The organism is Cellvibrio sp. PSBB006 (assembly GCF_002162135.1).
Classification (GTDB): Bacteria; Pseudomonadota; Gammaproteobacteria; order Pseudomonadales; family Cellvibrionaceae; genus Cellvibrio.
On record NZ_CP021382.1, the window covers coordinates 4,821,386 to 4,848,271 of the forward strand.

The following is a 26,886-nucleotide window of genomic DNA, read 5'->3' on the forward strand; positions in this document are numbered from 1 at the left end:
CATGCCGGCTGCGGCAGCCTTCGCAGTCGGTTTAATGGTGTGCTGGTAGCATGCCGTTTATATAGAGAACCTAAATGCCAGGGAATTGTTAAGGCGGAACTGACAAAAAATCGGTGCCTTATGATGATTAAATTCTGCCCCCCATTAATGTTGTGCGCGTGCGTCTCTCTTCTGGTTGCCTGCGGTGGTTCGTCCGGTGACGATGACGATTCTCCGGGTAATCCTTCCTCTTCATCAACCTCCAGTTCAAGTTCGAGTGCAAACTCAAGCTCAAGTAGCCAACCATCAGAGTTCGGTGCGCCGCAAAATCTCAGTGCTGCACCGGGTAATGCGTCGGTGACGCTGGATTGGGGCGCGGTTAGTTCGGCGGACAGCTACCATATTTATTACGCGACTGAACCCAATATCCAGCCGGATAACATTGCCGCTTATGACAACGGCACCTGGATTGAGGATGTAACCCCGCCTTATCAAATTACCGAACTCACCAACGGCACCACTTACTATTTTGTGGTAACGGCGGTGGATGGCGACATGGAAAGTGATCCCAGTGCGGAAGTCAGCACCACACCGTCTGCGGTGGATATTACACGGCAACCGACTGTGTACGAAGTGCTTGTATTGGAGTTGGTTAACCGCGCGCGCTTTGATCCGGAAGCGGAAGCCGATCGTTATGATATTGATTTAAATGAAGGGATCAATGGTGATCCAATTTCATCCGCACGCAAGCCGCCGCTTGCGTTTAATCTGGAATTAATTGAAGCCGCGCGCGTACACAGCGAGTGGATGCTCGATGCGGATGTATTCAGTCACACAGGCGAGGGTGGCAGTTCACCGACGCAACGGATGGATGAGGCAGGCTACAACTTCAGTGGCAGTTGGTCCTCTGGCGAAAATATTTCCTGGAGCGGTAACAGTGGCAGCAATATTAATCTGACCGACGCGGCTTATAACCATCATCGTGGACTTTTTCGCTCATCGGGCCATCGCCTAAATATTCTCAGCACTGGTTTTCGCGAAATTGGTATTGGCCATAAAGACGGTTATTTCCTTGCTGACGGCACTAATTGGCGCGCGTCCATGCTGACTGAGAATTTCGCCCGCTCCGGCTCCGGTTATTTTCTTACCGGTGTGGTGTATGAAGATACGGATGAAGATGGGATGTACAGCGTGAATGAAGGCTTGTCCGGCATTACCTTGACTGTGGATGGAAGCTCTCATGCGGTATTTGAGACGGGGGCTTACACGGTGCCGTTAGCCAATGGTGTGTATGACATCACGGTGAGTGGTGAAGCCTTGGGCTCGCCGGTGAATTACACCGTTGAAGTGGATGGGGCGAATGTTAAGTTTGATGTGATTAAGTCGGGTAGTGCGGTTGATATTAATACCTGGTGATCGTGCTTGGCGGTTCTGTTGTCGGATTACGCCTGCGGCTAATCCGACATGCCTTTACTCAAACCTTAATCCCTCCCTTAAAAAACAACCCTCCACGCCACCCAAAAAATCCACCAAAAACTTCCAGCGCTAGCACACCCTCCCGGAATCCTTTCTAAGCCATTGAAAACAAAAACATTAACCCGCGTCCCTCTTTGGTGAAACAAAAGTGACACATATCATGTTGGGTCAAAATCAAAACTGGGACGAACTTTTCCCAGTTTTTGGTGAATATGGGAATGAAGGGATTCAAACAAAAATAAGCAGGGACCAGCAAGATCATCCATAGATATCAACGAAACAATAATCATAAAAATGTAAAACCAGAGGTTGAACAACGACGATTCACCAACCAGAAAAATAACGATGCTTTTGTTATAGCGCCCATCTGTCGCGCACAAGGACTATGCCGTTTTCCGAACTGTCATACAGCTCGGCCGTAGTTTGCTGCGCGTTTTTTTCCGGGGTGGATTAAACCAACAACATAAACATAAGTAAGGAAGGATGTAATGAAATTACCTCCACTATTGCTCAGTCTTTTTTTTGCTGCCGCAACAGCATCCGCGCAAACCAATCCACCGCCAAGCACCACACCGACGAGTAGCGCTGTGAGTGTGGGTGCGGGTAGCTATCTCAGCGCTTGGGACAGTCGCATTGATGCGGCAATTCCCGATAACCGCGATGTACAAACCACGCAACATATTACTGATAACATCGCCGGCCATCCTATTCCTACGAACTCCTGGTGGAGTTCGCTGGTGTGGGAAGGCACCAATTTGCCTTGGTTGGATTGGGGGAGTCGCGGCAGTCACAACGTCAGCTATGCGCATCCGTTCGCGCTGAAAGCAGAGCGGAATGGTATGCGGCTTTATTCACCCCGAATTGAAGATTACTGGAGTGCAGATTACGCCTTTGTGGGCACCATGCCTGCACCGGTGGAAGAGTGGATTAACGGCACACCTACGCCGCTGCATCACACAGTATATTTCAAGGATCTGGATTTCGTATTGGGTAACAGTGCAGCAAACGATAATTTTGTAACCCGTGTGCACGATTACAGCGACTGGTTTATTACCGCGCGCATGGAAGCGTCGGGCGCGTCGATGGACCTGACCTTCGGCCACGGTTCTCCTTATGTATTTGCGGTTTACAACAGCGGTAATCCTACCCTGGAATTTTCCACTGACAGCACTGCGCCGGATGCAGCCAGCGCAGCAGAAATCTGGTCCGGCTCAGAAAATTCCCGTGTGATCGGATTCTCCGTGGAAGGACGAAACTACGCTGCCTTTGCACCAGAGGGCACGACCTGGAGTGGCTTGGGCACATCAACTATTACCGCCAACTTGCCGTCGGGAAAAAGATATTTTTCTGTGGCCGCTTTACCGAATCGCGCGGCCTTGGCCTACGTGGAAGACTATGCCTACAACCATATTACTGACACGCAAGTGAATTGGGATTATCGCAACAGTGACAGCAAGGTATTAACCACCTTCAACATCACCACGCAGGATTATCCCGAAAGCAATGCCAGCGGCACCTTGTTCGGTTTATATCCGCACCAGTGGCGTAATTTATCTTCTGGTGCGAATTTAACCGGCGATACCTATTTTACGCCGCGCGGCACCATGAAATTAGCCGAAGGTGAATCCTTTACCACGGCGGTAACTTTTCATGGTGTGATTCCTACATTGCCAGAACTTGAAAGCTCCGCCGATAAAACCCGCTTGGCCGGTCTGGTGAATAATGTGCGCAGTGAAAGTTTTACGCACCGTGATACCTATTACACCGGCAAACGCCTCGGCAAAATAGCGACTCTGGTTTCCCTGGCACAACAATCCGGTAATACCGCTGCCGAGACACAGTTCCTTAACGAATTAAAATGGCGTATTGAAGGCTGGTTAAAAGCGGATGTCATTGATGACCTTGAACCGTCGCCCTTTGCCAAGAATTTGTTTTACTACAACAGCAATTGGGGAACGATGCTCGGCATCGATGGTAGTTTCGGCAGCTTGACGCAATTAAACGACCACCATTTTCATTACGGTTATTTCGTGCGTGCGGCGGCGGAAATTGCACGCAACGATCATGATTGGAGCGATCAGCAAGCCTTTGGTGGCATGGTGGAATTATTGGTTCGCGATTATGGAAATTGGGAACGCCCGCGCGATTCCGCCACCAGTGCGCGGGGAAAAATGTTTCCGTTCTTGCGCAATTTCGATATCTATGCCGGACATTCCTGGGCATCGGGTCATGCGCGTTTTGGGGCGGGTAACAACAACGAATCCTCTTCCGAAGCCATGAATGCCTGGACGGCAATGATTCTGTGGGGCGAAGAAACTGGCAACACCGCATTGCGCGATGCGGGGATTTATTTGTATACCACGGAGATGACCGCAATTCAGGAATATTGGAATAACGTACACGAGGATAACTACCACCCTAATTACGATAAACCAATGGCATCTCTAGTGTGGGGCGGTAAAACAGACTACGCCACCTGGTTCAGTGGATTACCCGAAGCGATGCATGGCATTATTTTATTGCCCATTCAGTCCGGTTCTTTATACCTGGGTTTATTTCCCGATAACGTGCAGAAAAATTACGAGTTCCTTGCCAATGGCCGCACACAATTTGCGATGTGGGATGCAATCTTCTATGCCTATCAAGGCATCTATGATCCAGCGGGTGCATTGACGAACTTCAACAATAATGAAGGCCGCATGTCAGGATCGGTCAGCGGACCATCGTCTTTTACAGAAGAAGGTAATTCACTGGCCAACACCTTTACCTGGATCAAAACCTTTGAGCAATTCGGCGCAATTGATAAAAGTGTAGTGGCAGAAAATCATGCAACCTATGCCGTCTTTATCAAAGGCGATACGCGCACCTACGTTGTTTACAACGCTGACATCAGCAACAGCAAAAATGTTGAGTTCAATGATGGCATGGTAGTGAATGTAGGGCCGGGTGAGATGGAAGTGATGAGCCAATCCGGTGTGAGCACCCCATCATCCTCATCAAGCTCAGTGGCAAGTTCGACGGCCAGCAGTATTTCGAGCGAGTCGGTAAGCAGTTCGTCTGTGGCCAATCCATCGAGCTCGTCCTCGGTCAGCAGTGCATCAAGCTCCGACAGCTCATCTTCCTTTTCTTCTATTGGCACGCCGAGCGATATTGGTGTTGTCGATATAACGCCCTTGGCCAACGGCAGTGTGCAATTCAGCATTCGCTTGCCGGAAGAAAAAGATCAGGTGCACCTGTTTGCGCGGCGCAACGGCCAACAGGATTACGATGTGATTGATGTGCAAACAAAAGCCGGTGCAGAAATTAATAATGGTGACGGCACATTTACCTATCAGATCACGCGCGCCAACGTCTACGATGTCGGTGACCTGGTCGAAGCACGCTTTTATACCTACAAACCTGCCAGTGGCCAGATTTTTTATCCGGGGCCGGCAGAAGCCAGTTGGAGCAGTATGACCTACAGCGGGGGTACTAGTGTGTCATCCAGTTCAGTTGCAACCAGCAGCTCGGCGGCATCATCAACAAGCTCTGCTACGGCAGGTTATTCCGCAGCCGCCACATTACCAAATGGTGCAACCGTGGCTTACACCACTACCGCCAGCTACGCGAATGGCTCAGTGACGATTACCTTCACCACCGAAGAGAATCTTAATTGGGCCTGGTGTTTTACACCCGGCTGGAATGATATGGCACGCACCAGCGGCAATAGCTTTGAGGTTGTTATTCCCAATCAACAGGTGGGTAGTACGTTGACGTATTATTTTACGGTTAACACCGCGACGCGCGGCGAGGGCAATAATGTGTCTGCGCCGCATTCGTGGGTAATTCAATAATCAGCTGAGTGATCGTGAACCGGTTAGCTCCGCAGGAGTTAACCGGTTTTCTGTATGGCAAGGCCGAAGTAAAATTAAATGTTTTCCAGCGACACTCGATAGATCTTATAACGATTTTCCTGCCGCTCGGGATTCCAGTCGCCGCCGATAACGTGGATATTTTTTAATCCCAACTTTTCCATATCGTCCAATGAGTAATACCAACCCCTGAACCCGGTTTTTTGATAGATGTGATAAACACTTTCCTGACCCAGGGTGGTAATTTTTTGCGCTACTGAAATGGCCTGATAAAAATCGGCTTCCCGCTTTCTGTTGGATTCTATATAAGCCTTTAATTGTTGCTCCACATCTTCGCGCACCTTTTCCCGTTGTTCCGCAGGAATCCGGGTCAAGGTGGCATTCATCTGCGCCATATTAAAACTGTCACTGGACGCACCGCCATGAAAACCTATGATGGCGTCCTTGCCGAGGATTTTTTTCACACCGGCAGTAAAGATGTAGTTCGCGCAGGACGAAAAACAAAATTCATCCACGCGCACGTCCAGGCGTTGCTGGTGGGTCCATTCTCCCAGTGCTAAACCCACATCAATCGGGCCGCCAGGGCTGCGAATGGAGAGCAGGGTCGGTTTGACGGTAGCCTTTTCATACAGCGCAAATACCTTGGAATTGGCTTCAGCTGTCAGTCCGCCGCGATAGATGATTTGGTGGCCATCAAGTCGGACTTGCGTGGATGCGCTAACAACCTGCGCGCTGCAAAAAAAATAGATCAGAGTAATCAACGTGAGCGCCATCCTGGGTTTTACCCGGCGCGAATAATTCCTGGCGGACTTGAAAAGAGAAATAACCATAGTGACTAAACGGTGTGGTAATCGGTATGGATAGAGATTAAATCGTTCATCGGCTGTCTTTGTCATGAGAGAGAATGTGCCACATTCTACAAAAAATTCAATGACATTCGGTTGATTCGCGCGCGATCTCTGTCAGACCACCAGGCATTTTGCAAATTATGGCGTATCACTTGCTAAACATGCCTTGCAAGCCAAACGGTTTCGATCTACAACCTTCTCTTGCTAACTCCCTCCCCATGTTGGTCGCGATTTATTCTATGTCGCCGAACCACGATAACTGCGTCATATCATCATCACTTCAAAAGGATACCGTCATGACACATATGCAAGGGTTTGATGTAAAAGGAAAGGTGATTTATTTTCTGTTGTTGTTCATAGGTGCTCTCGTTTCCGTTCAACAAGTGCAGGCCAGTTTACCTTATTGTGCCGATATTTTTAGCAACGGTGTGCAGACCTTTGGCCCTGGCAGCTACGTTCATTTTGATTACAACGCGCAGGTGGTGAATGCCTCCTCTGCCGAACTTAATACCTTGGGTGTACAAAACAACGCCTGGTCGATTCGTAAAAGTTGTGCGCCTGAAACGTGTAGTGCGACGGGCATTGAGCTGCCCAGGTTGGTGGATGATCGTGAATATATGACCGGTTCTTCTGTTGAAGTCGTGATACCGGCCAAGAAAAAAATAACGGTTGGCAACGGTGACATCAATCACTTCGGTCGCGTTGCTGTATCGGAATGGGCGACGGCTGAATTTTCAACAAATCACAATGTGTATGTAATTGATCGATTGCATGTGGGTTATAAAAGTTCAGTGCGCTTGCCGGCTGGTGAGTACTGGGTTCGGGATTTACGGCTGGAAGTTGAAAGCCGGATCGATGTGATGGGGGAGGGCACAGTCAATCTCTACGTGATTGATTCTTTGCTGGTTCCACTGAATGTCAAGCTGAACGAAAATACCAAAAACCCGGCGCAGATGACCATCTATACCTACAGTGCGTCCGAGTTTTATGTGGGCAGTCAAACCTATGCATTTATCCGCACCGACAATGAAGTCTTTATGCATCATCGCGCGCGCATAAATGGCGGTGTATTAGCACAATTTATTGATATGCGCACCGAGAGCCAGGTTGTATATAACGCGGCAGCAGCGCAGACATTGGACTTTAAAAATATCTGTCGTGCATCCAGTGGTTACCCTATACCAACCACTGAATTTGCCAATATCAGTTACCCGGATACTACCGAAGAACCGTTTGTCGTGATTACCGGTGAGGTGCATAGCTTTTGGGACGCGAGCGATTTAATGCTGATGGTCGGTAGTGAACCGGTGGCATTGATTCGCGTGCGGGACGGAGTCTATCGCTTTGAGGTGACCTACTATTTGCCTGGCTGGTATAACCGTTTTGACATTTCACTGGATTCGCCCAACGGTTATCTGGAGCATCGGGGAACAGTGACCTATCACCCTGCGGAAGTTTATGTGGAGATTGATCCTGAAGATCTACAAACGGATGCAGAAACGATTACCTTAACCGGCACTTTCGGCATACCGGGGCCGCAGCATAATATTGAATGGCATGGGCTGGTGCTGGTTGCAGATCACTTGCCCAGTGAACTGCCAGTAACTATCACTGAAGTGACAGAAAACAGCGGACGCTTTTCAGTTGAGGCGCCGTTGGTTCCCGGTGACAACTATTTTTCGGTTCGTGTGATAAACACGCCGGGTGAAATTCCCTGGGAAAGTGGGATCTCTATTTTCCGGACCTCTGGATTCGAGTAAATCAAATATTCATCAGGCCTTGGCGAGACAACGGATCGCCACGGCCGCTGCCGAGGTACGATTTTCTACGCCGAGTTTGCGGAATATTTGCTCCAGGTGTTTGTTGACTGTGCGTGGGCTCATCTCCAGAATCTGGCCGATTTCGCGATTGGTTTTTCCGTTGGCAATCCACAACAGCACATCGGCTTCGCGACCGGTCACTGCAAATTGTTGCTTGAATGCATCAGTCGCGGCGGCCGGTTTCGGGGTATCGCTCAAGCGTAGTAAATATTCTTTATTATCCACCAACGCAAGAAATTCAACGCTCAATGTGCGTGGCAAGAAATTAAAACTGAGGCTGTGACCGCCCTCCGGTTTGTGCGCAAGCCATTCGCGCAAAGCCAGGCTGATAGCTGCGCGTTGCGTCGGTTCATCGGCGCCGGCGGTTTGCAACAGGTGATGCACTTGCGGCGTCGCCCATAATAAATGTCCTTGCTGATCAGTGGCCAATAAAAACTGGCCGGCAGTATCCAGCGCACTGCGCGCACTTTGGGTCATGCGTGCATTGGTAAGATGCACACGCATACGCGCAACCAATTCTTCGGCGTTGATCGGTTTGGTGATGTAATCCACTCCGCCCGCGCCCAATCCCATCACCACATGTTCGGTATCACTGAGGCCGGTCATAAAGATAATTGGCACATTGGCCAGGTCGGGGTTTTGTTTCAAGCGCCGACAAGTTTCAAAGCCATCCATATTGGGCATGATTGCATCGAGCAGGATAATATCCGGCGTAATGTTTTGTGTAATCGTTAACGCCTGTGCGCCCTCCAGGGCAACCAATACGGTGAAGGCGGCGTCTTCCAGGACATCGTTAAGCATATGGATACTATCAATCGCATCATCGACGACTAATACCACAGGACGCTGTTTTTTATGGTTGTTCATAACTGACACCCGTTGATTCTGTTGTGTGTTTGCCCAGCAGTGTGATGATCTTTTCAAACTGAAAATTGTTGACGAAGGTTTTGATATGTTCAATAAAGCCCGGCTGCGCCTGACGATCTTGCTCCATCTGTTGCAGGTAATCCTGTAAACCTTTTTTGTGGCCGATAATGGCTAACTCGCGTAACCGCTTGATATGAATGTCGTCCGGGAGCTGTAAAACAGGGATTGCCGGAGCGGGTGTTTGAACAGTATTGCTTGCCGGCGATTTTTCATAACACCAGGTTAAATTTAATAAGCGACCGATATGCTCCAGCAGCAAATTGAGCCGCACCGGTTTTATCACATAGGCATCGTGCAGCGGTGGCCTATCCGTGGCGTCTTTGGGGCGATTACGGCCTTCGCTGGCATCGGCAGATACCATAATAATCGGTGCGTGATAACCGGCTGCGCGCAACTGCGCGGCCAATTCCCAACCATTCAGGCCGGGCATGGATACATCCAGCAGGATTAAATCCGGGCAGGCGCCGTTGTCAGTTTCCTGTTGCAGTTGTTCCATCGCCAGCAGCGAGTTGCCCACTTCACTGATATTAAAACCGAGCGGCATTAACATGGCGCGTAACAATTGCCGATGCGGTGCTTCGTCGTCGACCACCATCAGGTTGCGCACTTTGCCGCGATAACCATAGATGGTTTGTGCCGGTGCGGTAATTGATTCCGGCAGCGGTTTGCTCACACTCGACAGCATCAAGCTGGCTTTGAATAAACTGCCTTGCCCCGGTGTACTTTTAACGGAAATATCACCGCCCATAATTTCGGCAAGCAAACGGGTAATGGTTAAACCCAAACCGGTTCCCAGCGCCGTGCAGCCAGGTTTACGCACGCGCTCAAAGGGGCGGAAGATGCGTTCAATATCTTCAGACGCAATCCCTTCGCCGGTATCCAGCACACTGAACTCCGCCACCTGATTGCGATAACGCAAGGTAAAGCTGACCTTGCCTTGTTCCGTGTATTTAATCGCGTTGGATAACAGGTTGATTAAAATCTGTCGCAGACGTTTTTCATCGGTATGCACAAATTCCGGTAAGCGATCATTACAGTGGTATTCAAATATCAAGCCTTTGGCTTCTGCCTGCAAACGAAACATGTTCACCAGTTGGTCCATCAACACTGCGAGACGCACCTGATCTTTATGCAAATCAAGACGGCCTGCTTCAATCTTGGATATATCCAGCAGGCCTTCAATCAAATCCGCTAAATGCTCGCCACTGCGGCGAATCACTGCCAGGGCATCTTTGCGATTCGCTGGCATGGCCGGATCTTTTTCTAACAATTGTGTGTAGCCCAGCACTGCATTCAATGGCGAACGCAATTCGTGGCTGATGCCAGTCAGGTAACGGCTTTTGGCAAGGTTCGCCGCTTCGGCGTGCTCCTTGGCTTCTTGCAGTGCTTTATCGGTCCGTTCGTGGGCAACAATTTCTTCCATCAGCAAACGGGTTTGGCGTTGGGTTTCTTCCTGTGCAACCACACGGCTTTCGTGAGCCAATACAAATAACCAACTCACCACGCCGGTGATAATCACCAACAGAAAAAAGACTTTCCACAGGGTGGTAGCCAGCAATTGCGCCGTCGCAATATCTTCCGTCAGCGTTTGGAAATAAATCATCGATAACAGCACAGCGGATAAGCCGTTGATGATGATCACCAGTGTCAGAAAATGGCCGATACGTGAATTAATATTCGGTGTCAGCCACTCCGGTAAAAACGCGGTAAAGAATCCGCGCAACTGTTCAGCGTAGCCAGCGCCGGGTTTACAGTGGTCGTTACAGCGCGCATCGAGGGAGCAGCACAATGAACAGATATGACCAGCGTAAGCAGGGCAGTAGGTGACATCCTCGCGCTCGAATTTATGTTCGCAAATACAACAATGGACGGTGCCATCGATAGTGCTGATCTCCACCACCGGCCGCGCAATGTAGTAACGCCCCTTGGTGCCCCAAGCGATAAGCGGAGCAATAATCAGCGAAGCCAGGAGTGCAATGAAATGAGACAAGGCTTGCGCGATGTCACCGAACGCGCCAGTGTGGCAAGTTATACCAATCGCGGAGGCGAGTAACATCGCACCGAAACCGACAGGGTTGATGTCGTACAAGTGGGCGCGTTTAAATTCGATATGTTTTGGGCTAAACCCCAGAGGTTTATTGATCACCAGATCCGCGACCAAGGCGCCGAGCCAGGCCACCGCCACAATCCCGTAAACCCCCAGGGTTTGTTCCAGCGCGTGGTAAACGCCAAGCTCCATCAACAGCAACGCGATGGTGACATTAAACACCAGCCACACCACTCGGCCGGGATGGCTGTGGGTTAAGCGCGAGAAAAAATTCGACCAGGCAATGGAGCCCGCATAAGCATTGGTGACATTAATCTTTAGCTGACACAGGATCACAAAAATCCCGGCCACCGCCAGCGACACTTCCGGTGAATAGGTGATGTAACTGAACGCCACCATATACATCCGCGTCGGATCGGCGGATTCCAATAATGGCACGCCGTGATTAAGCGCCAATACCGCAAGAAAAGAACCGGCCAGAATTTTTAGCACACCGATAACAATCCAACCCGGCCCACCGGCCATCAACGCGCACCACCAACGCACGCGCGTCTCCGGCGTCGGCGCCGGCAGGAAACGCAAAAAATCCACCTGCTCACCGATCTGTGCAATCAACGAAAACATCACCGCCGACGCCGCACCGAAAAACAAAATATTTACACCGGGAATCGTATCCGCATCCGCTTTCTGCTCAGTACCGGTAAACGCCGTCCAACTCTCCACCGCACTCGCGTCGATATAAATAATAAAAACAAACGGCAACAACTGCAGCACCACCCACACCGGCTGGCTCCACAACTGAAAGCGACTGATAAACGTAATCCCGTGAGTCACCAACGGAATTACCACCAGTGCGCTGATCAAATAGCCATACACCAGTGGAATATCAAACAACAGCTCCAACGCCATCGCCATGATCGCCGCTTCCAGCGCGAAAAAAATAAACGTAAACGACGCATAGATTAACGACGTAATCGTCGACCCGATATAACCAAACCCCGCCCCACGCGTCAGCAGATCAATATCCACCCCATACTTCGCCGCGTAATAACTGATCGGAATCGCCGTCAAAAAAATAATCAACCCAACCGTACAAATCGCCGCCACCGCATTATTAAAACCATAATGCAGCGTAATCGCCCCACCAATCGCCTCTAACGCCAAAAACGAAATCGCCCCCAGTGCCGTCGTAGCCACCCGCGCCCGCGACCACCGCCGCGCACTCTTCGCCGTAAAACGCAAGGCGTAGTCTTCCAGAGTCTGGTTAGCGACCCACTGGTTGTAATTACGTCGTACGCGAAAGATGTGTTGCTTGGCTGTCATGGAGTTTCCTAAGGAACCGCTGAAAAATTACCTGCGTTGCCATCGCGGCGTTAAAAACAGACTCAAAATGCTCATTTACTCTAGTAAACTCCGCTTTCTCGCCTGTTTTTGCCTTGCGCTGGCTGCCTCGCAAACATTTTCCAGCGGTTCCTTAAAGTCATTCTTCCAGGAAAAAAACTCTCCCTGCGCAAGCGAGTGAAGTGTTTTGGTGCGCTTTAAATGGCTGTTGCTCTTTGTTAGTGCTCCGTGCCGAGATTCATCCGTTTCCCCACCATCTGTTCCGCTACTTATCTGTTCGATCAACCCACACCAAATACCTCTATCAAAACCCATACCACATGGAATTTACCTCGTACTTGCAGCATGTCTTCGGTAGTTGTTTCTGTGACCGTCAACGGCAAGGATGCCGGTGCCGAGCCTACAGGGACGTATTCACGGCGTGTCACAGAAACAACTACCGAAGGCATGCCCCACAAAATCCCTTTTTATAACGCGCCCGAAAATAACCCCATTCCCCACCCCAAGGTATGCGTCAAATGACGTACCCCCATAGGGTATTTGTCGAATGGGCGCAGCACCCCACTCACCGCACAATAAAAACCGTGGGCACACCGTGTCTGTACCTGGGAACGCAACACCAACACCGAAAAAATCCCCCGGCTTTTCAATAATCAAAGAGGAAAGACCATGCGTAGGCAACAAATCAGAACCGGCAGCTCACGCTCGCCGATACTCAACACGCTAAAAACCCTGGCCGCATCACTCGCACTGATCGCCGCCACCACACACGCAGCCGACGTCAACACCACCGGTCTCGCCGTCACCGACGACACCGTCAAAGTCGGCATCCTCCACTCCGTCACCGGCACCATGGCCATCAGCGAAACCGGCTCCGTACAAGCCGAAAAACTCGCCATCGAACAAATCAATGCCATGGGCGGCGTGCTCGGACGTAAGATCGAATTTATCCAGGAAGATGGCGCGAGCGACTGGCCAACCTTCGCCGAAAAGTCGCGCAAACTGTTAGTAAACGACAAAGTTGCCGCCGTGTTCGGCTGCTGGACTTCCGCATCGCGCAAAGCCGTACTGCCGATCTTCGAACAATACAACGGCATGCTCTACTACCCGACTTTCTACGAAGGTCTGGAGCAATCACCTAACGTGATTTACACCGGTCAGGAAGCCACGCAACAAATTATTGCCGGTATCGATTGGGTGGTAAAAAACAAAGACGCAAAAACCTTTTACCTGCTCGGCTCGGACTATATCTGGCCGCGCACCTCCAACAAGATCGCACGTAAGCACATCGAAAAACTGGGCCTGAAAGTTGTGGGTGAAGAATATTACCCGCTGGGCCACACGCAATTTAACTCGGTAATCAACAAGATCAAACTGCGTAAACCCGACGTGATCTACGCGATTGTGGTCGGCGGTTCCAACGTGGCCTTCTACAAACAATTGAAAGCCGCCGGTATTGATATGACCAAAGAAAAACCGCTGGTGTTAACCATCTCTGTGACCGAAGACGAAATTCTCGGTATCGGTGGTGAAAACATGGTGGGTGCTTACGCGGCCATGAAATACTTCCAAAGCCTGCCCAACGAAAACAACCAGGCGTTTGTTAAAGCCTTTAAAGAACGCTGGGGCGATGACATTGTAATTGGTGACGTAACCCAAGCCGCTTATCTCGGCCCCTGGTTGTGGAAAGCAGCGGTAGAAAAAGCGGGCTCGTTTGATATCGACAAAGTGCGCGCCGCATCGCCCGGTATTGAATTAACCACCGCGCCGGAAGGCTACGTGAAGATTCACCCCAACCATCACCTCTGGTCCAAAACCCGTATCGGTCACGCCCAAAGTGACGGTCAATATAAAGTCGTCTATGAGACCAAAGAGTTGATCGAACCCGATCCATTCCCCAAAGGCTACCAGTAACAGAAGTAGGTCGGATTGCGCCGTGCACCGCGGCGTAATCCGACAGAACAAACGGGAAGAACACCTTAAAACTCAACATGATGATCCACCCGCACTTTATCAAACATCAAACCGCGCCAAGCCGCGCACTCCACAGAGGACATGCGAATGTTTGCTGACTACAGCACCTCGGAATTAATGTCGATCTTTGCGATGCAAGGCTTCGCCGGATTGATTCTGTTTTCCGTCTTTGTCCTGATGGCACTGGGATTAGCCATCATCTTTGGACAAATGGGCGTAATTAACATGGCGCACGGCGAGTTTATGATTCTCGGTGCTTACATTACTTATTTAACCTCGCAGGTTTTCTCGAATCACTTACCGGATTTTTTCAGTTTTTATTTCTTACTCGCGATGGTGCTCGCCTTCCTTGTCACCGCCGCCCTGGGCGCGCTGGTGGAATGGAGCATGATTCGCTTTTTATACAACCGCCCGCTGGACACGCTGCTCGCCACCTGGGGGTTGAGCCTAATCCTGCAACAACTCTATCGCACCGTATTCGGCGCTCGTGAAGTGGGCGTAACCCTGCCGGATTGGCTGATGGGTTCCTATCAAATTTCCGACACCATTGAAGTGCCGATCAACGGTATTTTTGTGATGTGTCTGGCGCTGGGTATTTCGCTTGCAGTAGCGATCCTGATGTATCGCTCGCGCTGGGGAATCCAGGTACGCGCCGTTGTACAAAATCGCGCGATGGCCGGTGCCGTCGGCATCAATACGGCCAAGGTTGATCGCATTACTTTTGCGTTGGGTTGCGGCATTGCCGGTGTTGCCGGTAGCGCGTTTACGATGATCGGTTCCACCGGCCCGACATCGGGGCAGCTCTATATTGTTGATACCTTTTTAGTGGTGGTGTTCGGTGGTGCCACCAGTTTGCTGGGCACGATTGCATCGGCGTTTGGCATTTCGCAAGCGCAATCCACCATGGAATTTTTTATAAGTGGCTCTATGGCCAAAGTACTTACCTTGTTGTTTGTCGTACTGATTCTGATGGTGCGTCCGCAAGGTTTGTTTACCCTCAAAGTTCGTCGTTAGGGAGACCTCAGTCATGTCGTATCAAGGTTTGCGTTCCCTGTTACCGAAAAATGAATTGTGGGGCTTTGTGATTTTGGCGCTGCTGCTGGTTGTGGTGCTGCCGCTGAGCATGGATATTTTTCGTTTGAATCTGGTAGGTAAGTATTTAACCTACGCGTTTGTTGCCGTTGGTTTGGTGTTGTGCTGGGGCTATGGCGGCATTCTGAGTTTAGGGCAGGGCGTGTTTTTTGGTTTGGGCGGCTACATCATGGCGATGTTTCTCAAGCTGGAAGCGTCTGATCCTGAAAGTACCAAGATTCAATCCACACCCGGCATTCCGGATTTTATGGACTGGAACCAGATTACCGAGCTGCCGTTTTTCTGGGAACCCTTCTACAGTTTTACCTTCACGCTACTGGCGATTATCGTGATTCCGTCGATCTTTGCTTACATCATCGGTGCTGCGATGTTCAAGCGGCGGGTGGGCGGGGTTTACTTTGCGATTATCACCCAGGCGATTGCCGCGATCCTCACGATCCTGATTATCGGCCAGCAAGGTTATACCGGCGGCGTAAATGGTATTACCGATTTGCGCACCTTGCACGGTTGGGATATCCGTACCGATAGCGCCAAATATGTATTTTATTTTGTGTGCGTGTTCATGTTGTTTGTGTGTTTGTTCATCGCGCAGTTCATTCGCAAAAGTAAACTGGGTCGTCTGTTGGTGGCGATGCGCGATAAGGAAGATCGCGTGCGCTTCTCCGGTTACGACGTAGCCAACTTTAAAATTTTTGTGTTCTGTGTCGGGGCTACCTTTGCTGCTATCGGCGGTGCCATGTTTACCTTGCAAGTCGGGTTTATGTCACCGACCCTGGTGGGCATCGTGCCGTCGATTGAGATGGTGATCTTCTGTGCAGTGGGCGGTCGCTTGTCAATCATCGGCGCCGTTTACGGCGCGCTGCTGGTGAATTGGGCCAAGACGTCTTTCTCCGAAAGTTTTCCTGAACTCTGGTTGTTCGCCATGGGCGGATTATTTATCGCGGTGGTGATGGCGTTTCCGAATGGACTTGCCGGACTCTACAACGTCTATGTGGCGCCACGCGTAAAACCGCTGCTGGCAAAACTGCTGATAAAAAAATCCCCCACGCCGAAAACTTCCGCATCCAGCCTGAATGAAGGAGCTCTCCATGACCCCCAGTAATACAGATTATGTGCTTGCGGTTGAAGGGCTCACCGTTTCCTTCGATGGCTTTAAAGCTGTAAACGATTTGAGTTTCTATGTGGATGAAAATGAAATCCGCGTGATCATCGGCCCGAATGGTGCCGGTAAAACCACCGTGCTTGATTTAATTTGCGGTCGCACCAAAGCAACGGAAGGATCGATACGATTTCGCAATCGCGAACTCACCCGGATGAAAGAGCACGACATCGTTAAAGCCGGTATCGGGCGTAAATTTCAAACGCCGTCAATCTATGGCGACTTAACGGTGTTTGAAAACCTGGAGATTTCTTTTCCGCGCGGTCGTTCGGTATTCGGTGCGCTGGCGTTTAAGCGCGATGCGGAAGTCATCAACAAAGTCAACGAAGTGGCGGAGATGATTTTTCTCAGTGATCAGCTGCACAGGCAAGCGGAACTGCTCAGTCACGGCCAAAAACAATGGCTGGAAATCGGCATGTTATTAATTCAGGACCCGGAATTATTGATGCTGGACGAACCCGTGGCGGGTATGTCGGTCGGCGAGCGGCAACAAACGGCTGAACTGCTACGCAAAATCACCAAAAATCGTTCGGTGATTGTGATTGAGCACGATATGCAATTCGTTGCGCAGATCGCCGATAAAGTCACCGTGTTACACCAGGGGAAAATCCTCGCCGAAGGCTCCGCCGAAAAGGTGAAGCTGGACCCGAAAGTGATTGAAGTCTATCTCGGCCATTAAGAGGGCAACATCATGCTTGCAGTATCGGATTATCGTGTGTGTTATGGCCAGAGTGAAGTGTTACACGGCTTGAATTTTTCTGTCGCGCCCAACGAGATTGTGGCCATCCTCGGCCGCAACGGCATGGGCAAAACCACCCTGATGAAGTCACTGATGGGGGTAATTCCCAGCGCCGGTGGCAGCGTGAAATTGCAGGATAAGGAGATGTCGTCGCTCAAGAGCTACCAGCGCGTTGCCAACGGCTTCGGTTTTGTCCCCCAGGGGCGGATGATTTTCTCCAGCATGACCGTCAAGGAAAATATTGAAACGGGTTTAACCACCTCAAAGAAAAAAACAGTCCCGCGCGACCTGTATGACATGTTCCCGGTACTGCTGGAGATGCGCAACCGTCGCGGCGGCAACCTTTCCGGCGGTCAGCAGCAACAGCTCGCCATTGCCCGCGCACTGGCCAGTGACCCGAAATTGTTGCTCCTGGATGAACCCACCGAAGGCATCCAACCTTCGATCATCCGTGAAATGGGCCGCACCCTGAAACACATTCGCGACCAGCGTGGACTGTCAATTGTCGTTTCAGAACAAGTACTTAGCTTCGCTTTGGATATTGCTGACCGGATTCTGGTCATCGAAAAAGGCGAGATCGTCCACGAAGAGCTGCGCGCCACCGTCGACGAAGCCAAAGTCGCCTCATACCTCTCGGTATAGCACCTCCAACTCAATCCCTTCACTAGCCCCGCGTAGGTCGGATTAGCCAAAGGCGTAATCCGACTTTCCTGGCCGCCTAAACAACGAATTTTATTCCTTTCTATGCGGTAAATTCGAACAACTTCCTGTATATTACGCCGCTATTTTCCAACCCAGCTTACACGAGAGTCCTATGACTGACTTATCCCTTTACAGAAACATTGGTATCTTCGCCCACGTTGATGCCGGTAAAACCACCACTACCGAGCGTATCCTCAAGCTCACCGGTAGAATCCACAAACTTGGCGAGGTTCACGAAGGTGAATCCACAACCGACTTTATGGAGCAGGAAGCTGAGCGCGGTATTACCATTCAGTCAGCAGCAGTGAGCTGTTTCTGGAAAGGCAACCGCTTCAACGTCATCGACACCCCCGGACACGTTGACTTCACCGTTGAAGTGTACCGCTCATTGAAAGTACTGGATGGCGGTATCGGCGTATTCTGTGGTTCTGGCGGCGTTGAGCCTCAGTCAGAAACCAACTGGCGCTACGCAAACGATGCGGAAGTATCCCGCCTGATCTTCGTCAACAAGCTTGACCGTATCGGCGCTGACTTCCTGCGTGTTACCGACCAGGTGAAAAAAGTTCTGGGCGCCAAGCCACTGATCATGACCCTGCCAATAGGCCGCGAAGACACCTTCGTAGGCGTGGTTGATTTGTTGACCCGTAAAGCCTACGTGTGGGACGAAACCGGTCAGCCTGAAAATTACACCATCACCGACGTACCAGCCGACATGGTTGACGACGTTGAGATGTACCGCGATCAATTGGTTGAGAACGCAGTTGAAGTAGACGACGACCTGATGATGGCCTATATGGAAGGCGAACAACCTTCTATTGAAGACATCAAGCGTTGCGTCCGTAAAGGTACCCGCGACCTGGCATTCTTCCCCACTTACTGTGGCTCTGCCTTCAAAAACAAAGGTATGCAGCTGCTGTTGGACGCGGTAGTGGATTACCTGCCGGCTCCAACCGAAGTTAACCCACAACCGTTGACTGACGAAGAAGGTAACGAAACCGGCAAGTACGCGATCGTTTCTGCCGCTGAGCCATTCCGCGCTCTGGCGTTCAAGATCATGGATGACCGTTTCGGTGCCCTGACCTTCGTGCGTATCTACTCCGGTGTATTGAACAAGGGTGACACCATCCTCAACTCCTTCACCGGCAAGACCGAACGCGTTGGTCGTATGGTGGAGATGCAGGCGAACGAGCGTACCGACCTGACCACGGCTCAAGCGGGCGACATTATCGCTATCGTCGGTATGAAGAACGTACAGACCGGTCACACCCTGTGTGATCCGAAGCACCCCTGTACCCTTGAACCGATGATCTTCCCTGAGCCGGTAATCTCTATTTCGGTAACCCCGAAAGATAAAGGCGGCGTTGAGAAGATGGGTATTGCGATCGGCAAGATGGTTGCAGAAGACCCGACTTTCCGCGTTGAAACGGATGTCGACTCAGGCGAGACCATCCTGAAAGGTATGGGCGAACTGCACCTCGATATTAAAGTAGACATTCTGAAACGTACCTACGGCGTTGAGTTGGTTGTTGGTCAACCACAGGTTGCCTACCGCGAAACCATTACCCGCGAGATCGAAGACAGCTACACCCACAAGAAGCAATCAGGTGGTTCTGGTCAGTACGGTAAGATCGACTACCGTATCAAGCCCGGTGAGCCAAACACCGGCTTCAAGTTCAACACCACAGTGGTTGGTGGTAGCGTTCCGAAAGAATTCTATCCCGCCATTGAAAAAGGCTTTAAGTCAATGATGGGCACGGGTCCTTTGGCCGGCTTCCCGGTACTGGACGTTGAGATCGAACTGTTCGACGGTGCGTTCCACGCCGTTGACTCCTCGGCCATCGCGTTTGAAATCGCCGCTAAAGGCGCTTTCCGTCAGTCCATGCCAAAAGCTGGTCCGCAGTTGCTTGAACCCATCATGAAAGTTGACGTGTACAGCCCGGAAGATCACGTAGGTGATGTGATCGGTGACCTGAACCGTCGTCGCGGCATGATCTCTGGCCAGGAGCCAAACGTGACTGGCGTGCGCATTAAAGCTGACGTACCGCTTTCAGAAATGTTTGGCTACATCAGCACCCTGCGTACCATGACCTCTGGTCGCGGTCAGTTCTCAATGGAGTTCTCTCACTACGCACCATGCCCGGTGAACGTAGCTGAAACGGTTATCGCCAAAGAGAAAGAGAAGAAAGCTGCCTTGGCTAAATAATTGCTGAGTTGGTTTTAGAAAAGCCCCGTTGGTGGAAGCCGGCGGGGCTTTTTTATGGAGCTAGATACCTAACTCCCTTTTTATCCCTGGATAGACAACATTTAAGTGTTTTGTGGTTCGCTGAGGCCGCCGCCTTTAGGCACCGCAATGATTTTTACTGTTATATCTATTAGTTCTTGCTCGGAAGAATTTCCATCAGGCCAGATGAACGAGTATTCTCCCTTCTCCGTATATTTTATTTGCACGAGTGATTGGTCGGCTAAGGAAAATTTGATCCTCAAAATTTCCTTCAGAAGTTGAAAAATGTAACCTGTTCCTGTCTTTGGCTCAGGTTCTCCTGTAAAGGTGATTGCACTCTCATCCTTGCTGATCCGTCATCCTCTCTGGCGCTTCGTTCATAACTATAAGTCTAGTGACTGATCCATCTTGGCATAAGTTTGAAAGGAAATTTCTTGGCTTTTATTTGATGACGATATGAAATTCTATATCGGGAGCTTACTAAACTATTTGCTTTATGGTGTGTTAGTGAGGGAGTCAGCCGAAAAGAGATTTCCATTCGGTGTTGCGAAATGTTTTGTTGCGGGACTGAATAAACATAGTATCTAATGAAGCAGTTAATCTTAAATAGGTGTTCCAGATTTTTCTGGATACCTCTTTCTTCTGAACAGTAATTTTAAAAGAATCTGGATAGATAACGCTTTGTTCAAAAAATAGCCCTTGTTTGGTTTTCGATATCTTGCTGATTTCCTGTAGATACCAGCCTTCATACGACATCTGTGGCACTCTTTCGGCAGGAATTTGTTCACCAGAAAAATGTCGCCAGCCTACATCTATGTTGAGTTTTTTAAACCAAGTTTCCCAATCTGCTGGTGATGGCATTGAGGTTCCTCGAACGATGATTGTCAGCTCATCACCAATGTATAAATTCTGATTCTTTTCCGAAAAGGCTTCGGTTTCAAATCTGTGTAAATCGTGGTCTACGACAATAAACCTTTTATTAATCTTCGTGGCTTTCTGTGAGTTAACCGTATCAGTAAATATTTCATTGGGTAGCACAAGAAAAGCAAGGTCACTGCTGTGCCAGCTATCTTTACAATATAAGACGGTGAAATCATCCGAAATAACGTTGGCGAGCGCTAAAATCGAAGCAGTGCGATCTTGTCGGGTCCCTGTGAGGTTTATTTCGGCATGTTTATCTTTGTAGCTAATGTGCATCTTTTCTGCTTGATCAATAGCTACTCGTATAGGGTCATAACCCTCGCTTAGCGCAAGGCAACTCCAAAACTCTTCGATATCACTGTCAGTCCAAAAAAACGCACTTGCATTTTCCTCAATTAGAGGCCAGGAGTCCTCCTGCGATGATATTCTTATTATCTTGCAGAATATTTGAGATATTGCATTAGGTTTCTTCATATAGTTTTCTCAAATAAGCCTGGTCAGTGGTATTGACGGACTTCTGTTATGGCTTGCCGTCATAGTTCGTGTAAGGATTTTGGCCTCCATTCATAACCATAGCTATTGAAGAGCTTTCGCATTTGCTTTGCTTTAAATTTTTTTGGGTTGGATCGCATGAATGCATTTTTACATGCCCTTACATTAGGGACACCGCCTGATTCGAACAGCATCAGTATAACGTCCAGGTGTCCCATTTCGGATGCAAAATAAATAGACCACTCATCGGCTACTGCTCCGCATTGGAGAAGTAGATCTACGATGTCAAGTTTGCCCTCTAGCGAAAAGAATTGAAGTACTGTTTCACCCGCGTAGTTCTCACATTTTAGTAGCTCAGGCTCGTCTTTTATCATCGTTGGGACAAGCTCAGGGCTGAATAGCACAGCATCAAACAATCGATCAAATCCGTATTCTTTCCATTTATGCCCAATCATAAAATAGCTGGCTTTAGCTATGCCAAGAGCTTCGGAGTTATGGGTGTTGAGATATTAACTGCACTGCTGTCGAAATAAAAGGTATCAAGAGGGCGGAGTGATGGAGTCTGTCCAAGGTTATTCCAGTAACCGCAAAGATTAGCCCTATTTCCGTTAATTAACTCAGCTTGATGTCATCTGCTCTTTATCCAGTTCAGCCTGACAAGCCACACATAACCGAACGCCGGGCATGGCTTTTTGGCGGGCTTCGGGGATAGGTGCGCCGCATTCTTCACAGTGGGTGAGGCTTTTGCCGTGGGGTAGGCGGCTGCGGGCTTCTTTTATGGCGTCGTCGATGCTTGCGTCGATTTGGTCTTGCACGGCGCCGTCGCGGGTCCAGCCTCCGGCCATGATGGGCTCCTGAAAAGTTGGTGGGGGGAATTAGCGTATTAGATGTTGGGGGTGAGGGGAAGTTTCCGATAAGCGTCGGATTATGCCTTCCGCTAATCCGACCTACGTTGGAGGCAATTTGGGCTGAGGGGCTATACGTTAAATGACGTAGGCGTGTGGTCATTTGTCGTATTGTTTGGTGGTGGGTGGAAACTGATACTGGTGGTAAGGACGGGTGTGTCGTCGTCCAACAATAATCCGTTTATCTGTTTCCTTCAGGAGCCACCACAATGACCGAAACCATCATCAAGATTGACTTGAAAAAATCACCCTATGAAAACGAGATGATTCATAACCGCTGGCATCCTGATATTCCGATGGTGGCGACGGTGAAGCCGGGGGATGATTTTATTATTGAATGTTACGACTGGACCGGCGGACAAATCGCTAACAACGACAGCGCAGATGACGTGCGCGATGTGGATTTGTCGCAGGTGCATTTTTTGTCTGGCCCCGTGGGTGTTGAAGGCGCGGAGCCAGGGGATTTATTGGTGGTGGATATTCTGGATATCGGTGCATTCCAGGAAAGCCTGTGGGGTTTTAACGGTTTCTTTTCCAAACAAAATGGCGGCGGCTTTTTAACGGAACATTTTCCGGAAGCGCAAAAATCCATTTGGGATATCAATGGCATGTTCACGAAGTCGCGCCATGTGCCTAATGTGGAATTTGCGGGCCTGGTGCATCCGGGTTTAATCGGTTGCTTGCCGTCGAAAGACATGTTGGCGGAGTGGAATAAGCGCGAGAAAGAACTTTATGACACTGAACCGGATCGCGTGCCGGCCTTGGCTACCTTGCCTTATGCGGATACGGCGCACATGGGCAAGATGACTCCCGATGCGGCCAAGGCAGCTGCGGCCGAAGGTGCGCGCACGGTGCCGCCCCGTGAGCACGGTGGTAACTGCGATATCAAAGATTTATCGCGTGGTTCCAAGGTTTATTTTCCGGTCTATGTAAACGGCGGCGGTTTGTCCGTCGGGGATTTGCACTTCAGCCAGGGTGACGGCGAGATCACGTTCTGCGGTGCGATTGAGATGGCTGGCTGGATTCATCTGCGAGTCAGTTTGATTAAGGACGGCATGGCAAAATACGGCATAAAAAATCCAATCTTCAAACCCAGCCCGATTGCGCCGAAGTATGACGATTACTTGATCTTTGAAGGTATTTCGGTAGACGAATATGGAGAACAACATTATCTCGATGTGCATGTGGCGTACCGTCAGGCGTGCCTCAATGCCATTGAGTATCTAACGAAGTTTGGTTACAGCAAAGCACAGGCTTATGCGATTCTTGGTTGCGCGCCGGTGCAGGGGCATATCAGTGGTGTAGTGGATATTCCGAATGCTTGCGCGACCTTATGGTTGCCGACGGATATTTTTGATTTTGATGTGAACCCGAGTGCAGAGGGGCCGACGAAGAAGGTGAGTGGTGGTATGGATGTGCCGTTGTCGCCGGATAAATAGGTGGGCAAAAGAAGTTGGTGGGTTCCGTAGGTCGGATTAGCGCAGCGTAATCCGACACACCTGCCAATTCAAATACCGCCACTATTTCGATATCTATCACTCGTTTTCCAGGAGACACTCAATGCCTCTCTACGACTATAAATGCGGTCAACACGGTTTATTCTACGAGTTAGCCACCGTTGCTGATTCCGCCAAGCCTTGCGCTTGTCCGCAATGCGGTGCGTTGTCCGCGCGCGTCATTATGCTTTCGCCGGATATCCTCAGTATGAAGCAGGAAAATCGCGAAGCGCATAAACGCAACGAACAAAGCGCGCATGCGCCGGTTTTTTCTACAGTGGAGTATCGCCAGGAACAACAGGCGCGGCGGGAGCACAAACATGGGAAAGGTTGCGGTTGTGGTGACAAGCCGATTCGCAAATCCAATTTGCTTTATACCGCCGATGGTAAAAAGATGTTTCCTTCCATGCGGCCGTGGATGATCAGCCATTAAGATTTGCAGGTAAGTCGAGCCGATGTCGGCTTACCTGATTGCGTTGTGATTAATCTTCGTCGTCATCATCCCCGTCTTCTTCACTATTTCCCTCATTGTCTTCGTTTTTATCGCAGTCGTGAGGGCCGGGTGTTTTTTTGCATTCATTCAGGCGTTGTATCAAGCTAGCCTGAATCGCATTGCTGCCGGTTTGTATGCCTTCCACCAACACTCGCGTTCCTGGGGTGAAGCTGCTGATCAGTTCTGCACCTTCGGCGTCACTGCCATCAACTTGAACATCCATCACAAAAAATAAACTGCTGCTGTCGATTCTACTCACCGGACCATTGATGGTGACCAGGCTGTTGCTGTTCAGGCGCTTGATACGCACGGCAACTAATTCGCCATCTACTTCGCGACCAAACACTTCGAGGTTATCGCCGACTGCCAACGTTTCAAAATTAATGAATCTATCGCGTTGGATGCTGCGATCCTCAAACGCGGTGAGTGAATCAGCGGCGAAGGTGGTGCCTAGTACTGTCAGCGTTTGATTTTGTGGATCAATATCTTCCACGACACCGCGCACTTTATGTTGGCTGCTCAATTGTAAGCGCAGACTTTTTGCATCCACATTGCCGTTGGTGTCGACAACACCTTCAATAGATACCCGCACGCCGACTTGCAATTGCTCGGCACGGCCACCGTGAATCCTGGCGTCTGCGGCGTTGATGTTGTAGCCATCCAGCGTGAAGGTATTCAGGCCGGTAAAACTGTCAATGATGCCTTCGAGCAGGATGCGTGTGTCTGCTTCGGGCGCTGTGCGAGTCTGGAACGTAATTTGTGTGGCCAGTAAGGTGTTGTCGCTATTCACAGAGCCTTTCACTTTTACCCGCGCATTCGCCTCGATGTCATCGGCGGCGCCGTTGCCGAAAGTCGCTTCACTGTAATCGACGCGTAAATCCCGCAGGCGGAATCTTTGGTTATCGCGGTCGAGTTGGCTGACTTTGCCGGATACTTCGCTCAGGTTGACGACATCGGCTTCTTCCAGGCGCGTTGATTCAAACAATTCTTCGTTATTGATAAATCCGCTGACTTCCACCGTATCGCCGACGGTAAGCTCATCAAATTCGATGCCATCCAGAACACTGTCGTTGGCGACATAAACACGTTGGCCCAGCAGGGTAATCAGCTGTGCTTCCGCATCGAGTTTTTCGATAGCGGTAATCGTGCCGAGCAGGTTGCGTTCGTAGATAACTTTTTCAGCCAGCATTTCACCGGAGTCCGGGTCCGTCGTACCGTGAATCTCAACCACCATGCCGGCCTGGATATCATCTTCCGATGCGGCAATACCGTTCAGCGTGACGCTGGCATTGCGCATGATAAAGCGTTCGCCATTGACATAGACGCTGCCGAAGCTGGTGACTGCACCCGTGGCGATAACCGGGCTGCCGGTACCTTCAATACCTGCCGTAGAGTCGCTGCCGCCACAACTGCCGAGCAACCAGGCCAGTACCACCATCAAAGGCACGGAGAAATACAGCTTCATTTTTTATCCTCCTGGCTTTCTTCATTTGCCAGTTGTTCAAAATAGTAAATACCGATGCCGGCACGGGCGCGGCCGGAACCTATCAGGCTTGGCGTTTGTTCGCGATCACAATCGGCCAGCCAATCATTCACCTGCAACAAAAAAGCTTCGCCTTCGGTGCGGCTGCGCTGGCGGATGCGGTCGAGCAATTCCACCGGAATATCGTCGTAGGACACGGTGCGTTGGATAAACGCTGTACCCAGTTTGGCAATGTTGTAATCCATGGTGCCCATCAAGTCCGCTGCGGCGGTACCAAAGATGCGGATGTTTTCCGCCAGGTCTTCCTGAGGCACATACGCCTGAACGACCAATCTTACCCGCCCATCGTGTTTAACCACAGCACCCATTCGCTCCAGTTCATCGAGGATGGCGCGCACCGGCACATCGCTGCTGAAGTCGCGCACTAATTCTGTGAAGTTGGGTTCGGCCGGGTCGTCATCAATCAATAGCTCCAGGGGTTGTCCCTGCGGGTCGTGGAAGCGGGCGTGATTGATCCAGGCGGTAATGATACGAGAGCAGGGGGTGGGATTGTCGATGGCGCCGTCTGCCAGGGGGTGCGGGCGCTCTTTGAGTTTGGCGATGTCCTTACGGTTGATGCCGGTTAACACGGCGATCCGGGCATTGCTGGGTTTGCGGCCCGGCAGTGCGAAATCCTCTTCCGCCACATCCACATAAACATGGCGGGCCACATCAGCGAACAAGCGATAAGACACGCCATGGCGCATCAGTAGACGCACCATAGGCCTTAGCAGCCGGTAAAGGGCTTTGAATAATACTTGTTGGGTTCTGTTGCTCATGGTTTGGGATTATAGCGTCAAAATCATTTTTTGAAATGTGACTTGCATCACTATTTGTGTGATGTTTTTGGGATTATAGTGTCAAAAATTGTGTGGAGAGCC

The 26,886-nt window shown here is 50.3% G+C and carries 20 protein-coding genes; 11 read left to right on the forward strand and 9 right to left on the reverse strand.

Translation table 11 applies throughout. The features are described from left to right. The first annotated feature begins 120 nt into the window (after positions 1 to 120). Entirely contained in the window at positions 121 to 1,395 is a 1,275-nt protein-coding gene (locus tag CBR65_RS20065) for a CAP domain-containing protein (protein ID WP_087468506.1), read from the forward strand. Between the two features lie 548 nt (positions 1,396 to 1,943). Further along, positions 1,944 to 5,288, forward strand: a complete 3,345-nt coding sequence (locus CBR65_RS20075) for a glycosyl hydrolase (RefSeq protein WP_087468508.1) — start codon at positions 1,944 to 1,946, stop codon at positions 5,286 to 5,288. A 74-nt stretch (positions 5,289 to 5,362) separates the two neighbouring features. Here the strand turns inward: CBR65_RS20075 and CBR65_RS20080 are convergent, their stop codons facing one another. After that, a complete protein-coding gene (locus CBR65_RS20080; protein ID WP_157672171.1) occupies positions 5,363 to 6,067 on the reverse strand; it encodes a peptidase in 705 nt (234 codons plus the stop codon). Between the two features lie 383 nt (positions 6,068 to 6,450). Between CBR65_RS20080 and CBR65_RS20085 the strand changes: the two genes are divergently transcribed. After that, the gene (locus CBR65_RS20085; protein ID WP_087468510.1) at positions 6,451 to 7,914 is read left to right on the forward strand and encodes a hypothetical protein; all 1,464 of its coding nucleotides are present in this window, start codon (positions 6,451 to 6,453) and stop codon (positions 7,912 to 7,914) included. A gap of 12 nt (positions 7,915 to 7,926) precedes the next feature. Here CBR65_RS20085 and CBR65_RS20090 read toward each other — a convergent pair whose 3' ends face one another. The 3 genes from CBR65_RS20090 to CBR65_RS22205 form a co-directional block, all read right to left on the reverse strand. Beyond that, entirely contained in the window at positions 7,927 to 8,841 is a 915-nt protein-coding gene (locus tag CBR65_RS20090) for a response regulator transcription factor (protein WP_087468511.1), read from the reverse strand. Beyond that, the gene (locus tag CBR65_RS20095) at positions 8,828 to 12,271 is read right to left on the reverse strand and encodes an ATP-binding protein (protein ID WP_087468512.1); all 3,444 of its coding nucleotides are present in this window, start codon (positions 12,269 to 12,271) and stop codon (positions 8,828 to 8,830) included. The genes CBR65_RS20090 and CBR65_RS20095 overlap by 14 nt, the downstream gene beginning before the upstream one ends. A 299-nt stretch (positions 12,272 to 12,570) precedes the next feature. Then, on the reverse strand, positions 12,571 to 12,738 hold the full coding sequence (locus tag CBR65_RS22205; protein WP_157672172.1) for a hypothetical protein: 168 nt from the start codon (positions 12,736 to 12,738) through the stop codon (positions 12,571 to 12,573). A gap of 220 nt (positions 12,739 to 12,958) precedes the next feature. On the opposite strand from CBR65_RS22205, the gene urtA reads away from it, so the two are divergent. From urtA to fusA, 6 genes are all read left to right on the forward strand, one after another. Then, positions 12,959 to 14,203: an urea ABC transporter substrate-binding protein gene (gene urtA / locus CBR65_RS20105; protein ID WP_087468514.1), complete on the forward strand. Its 1,245-nt coding sequence runs from the start codon at positions 12,959 to 12,961 to the stop codon at positions 14,201 to 14,203. A 147-nt stretch (positions 14,204 to 14,350) separates the two neighbouring features. Next, entirely contained in the window at positions 14,351 to 15,277 is a 927-nt protein-coding gene (gene urtB, locus CBR65_RS20110; protein WP_087468515.1) for an urea ABC transporter permease subunit UrtB, read from the forward strand. A gap of 13 nt (positions 15,278 to 15,290) precedes the next feature. Further along, positions 15,291 to 16,457, forward strand: a complete 1,167-nt coding sequence (gene urtC / locus CBR65_RS20115; protein WP_087468516.1) for an urea ABC transporter permease subunit UrtC — start codon at positions 15,291 to 15,293, stop codon at positions 16,455 to 16,457. Beyond that, positions 16,444 to 17,193: an urea ABC transporter ATP-binding protein UrtD gene (gene urtD, locus CBR65_RS20120; RefSeq protein ID WP_087468517.1), complete on the forward strand. Its 750-nt coding sequence runs from the start codon at positions 16,444 to 16,446 to the stop codon at positions 17,191 to 17,193. Before urtC ends, urtD begins: the two co-directional genes overlap by 14 nt. Before the next feature lie 12 nt (positions 17,194 to 17,205). After that, on the forward strand, positions 17,206 to 17,895 hold the full coding sequence (urtE, locus tag CBR65_RS20125) for an urea ABC transporter ATP-binding subunit UrtE (protein WP_087468518.1): 690 nt from the start codon (positions 17,206 to 17,208) through the stop codon (positions 17,893 to 17,895). 172 nt (positions 17,896 to 18,067) lie between these two features. Next, positions 18,068 to 20,158: an elongation factor G gene (fusA, locus tag CBR65_RS20130; protein ID WP_087468519.1), complete on the forward strand. Its 2,091-nt coding sequence runs from the start codon at positions 18,068 to 18,070 to the stop codon at positions 20,156 to 20,158. 534 nt (positions 20,159 to 20,692) lie between these two features. On the opposite strand, the gene CBR65_RS20140 is transcribed toward fusA, so the two are convergent. From CBR65_RS20140 to CBR65_RS20150, 3 genes are all read right to left on the reverse strand, one after another. Further along, complete coding sequence (locus CBR65_RS20140) at positions 20,693 to 21,571, reverse strand: hypothetical protein (RefSeq protein ID WP_087468521.1); 879 nt, start codon at positions 21,569 to 21,571, stop codon at positions 20,693 to 20,695. Positions 21,572 to 21,630: 59 nt separating this feature from the next. Beyond that, on the reverse strand, positions 21,631 to 22,044 hold the full coding sequence (locus CBR65_RS20145; RefSeq protein ID WP_087468522.1) for an ankyrin repeat domain-containing protein: 414 nt from the start codon (positions 22,042 to 22,044) through the stop codon (positions 21,631 to 21,633). A gap of 162 nt (positions 22,045 to 22,206) precedes the next feature. Further along, positions 22,207 to 22,434 carry a DksA/TraR family C4-type zinc finger protein gene (locus tag CBR65_RS20150; protein WP_087468523.1) on the reverse strand — a complete coding sequence of 76 codons (228 nt, stop codon included), beginning with the start codon at positions 22,432 to 22,434 and terminating at the stop codon, positions 22,207 to 22,209. Between the two features lie 269 nt (positions 22,435 to 22,703). Here CBR65_RS20150 and fmdA point away from each other — a divergent pair, with 269 nt between their 5' ends. Further along, positions 22,704 to 23,933 carry a formamidase gene (gene fmdA, locus CBR65_RS20155; RefSeq protein ID WP_087468524.1) on the forward strand — a complete coding sequence of 410 codons (1,230 nt, stop codon included), beginning with the start codon at positions 22,704 to 22,706 and terminating at the stop codon, positions 23,931 to 23,933. Between the two features lie 121 nt (positions 23,934 to 24,054). Further along, positions 24,055 to 24,423 (forward strand): FmdB family zinc ribbon protein, encoded by a 369-nt coding sequence (locus tag CBR65_RS20160; protein WP_087468525.1) that lies wholly within the window; start codon positions 24,055 to 24,057, stop codon positions 24,421 to 24,423. A gap of 49 nt (positions 24,424 to 24,472) precedes the next feature. Here CBR65_RS20160 and CBR65_RS20165 read toward each other — a convergent pair whose 3' ends face one another. Together CBR65_RS20165 and CBR65_RS20170 are read right to left on the reverse strand one after the other, a co-directional pair. Beyond that, positions 24,473 to 25,948 carry a DUF5666 domain-containing protein gene (locus CBR65_RS20165; protein WP_087468526.1) on the reverse strand — a complete coding sequence of 492 codons (1,476 nt, stop codon included), beginning with the start codon at positions 25,946 to 25,948 and terminating at the stop codon, positions 24,473 to 24,475. Continuing rightward, on the reverse strand, positions 25,945 to 26,784 hold the full coding sequence (locus CBR65_RS20170; protein ID WP_087468527.1) for a DUF6502 family protein: 840 nt from the start codon (positions 26,782 to 26,784) through the stop codon (positions 25,945 to 25,947). Before CBR65_RS20170 ends, CBR65_RS20165 begins: the two co-directional genes overlap by 4 nt. Positions 26,785 to 26,886: the final 102 nt, after the last annotated feature.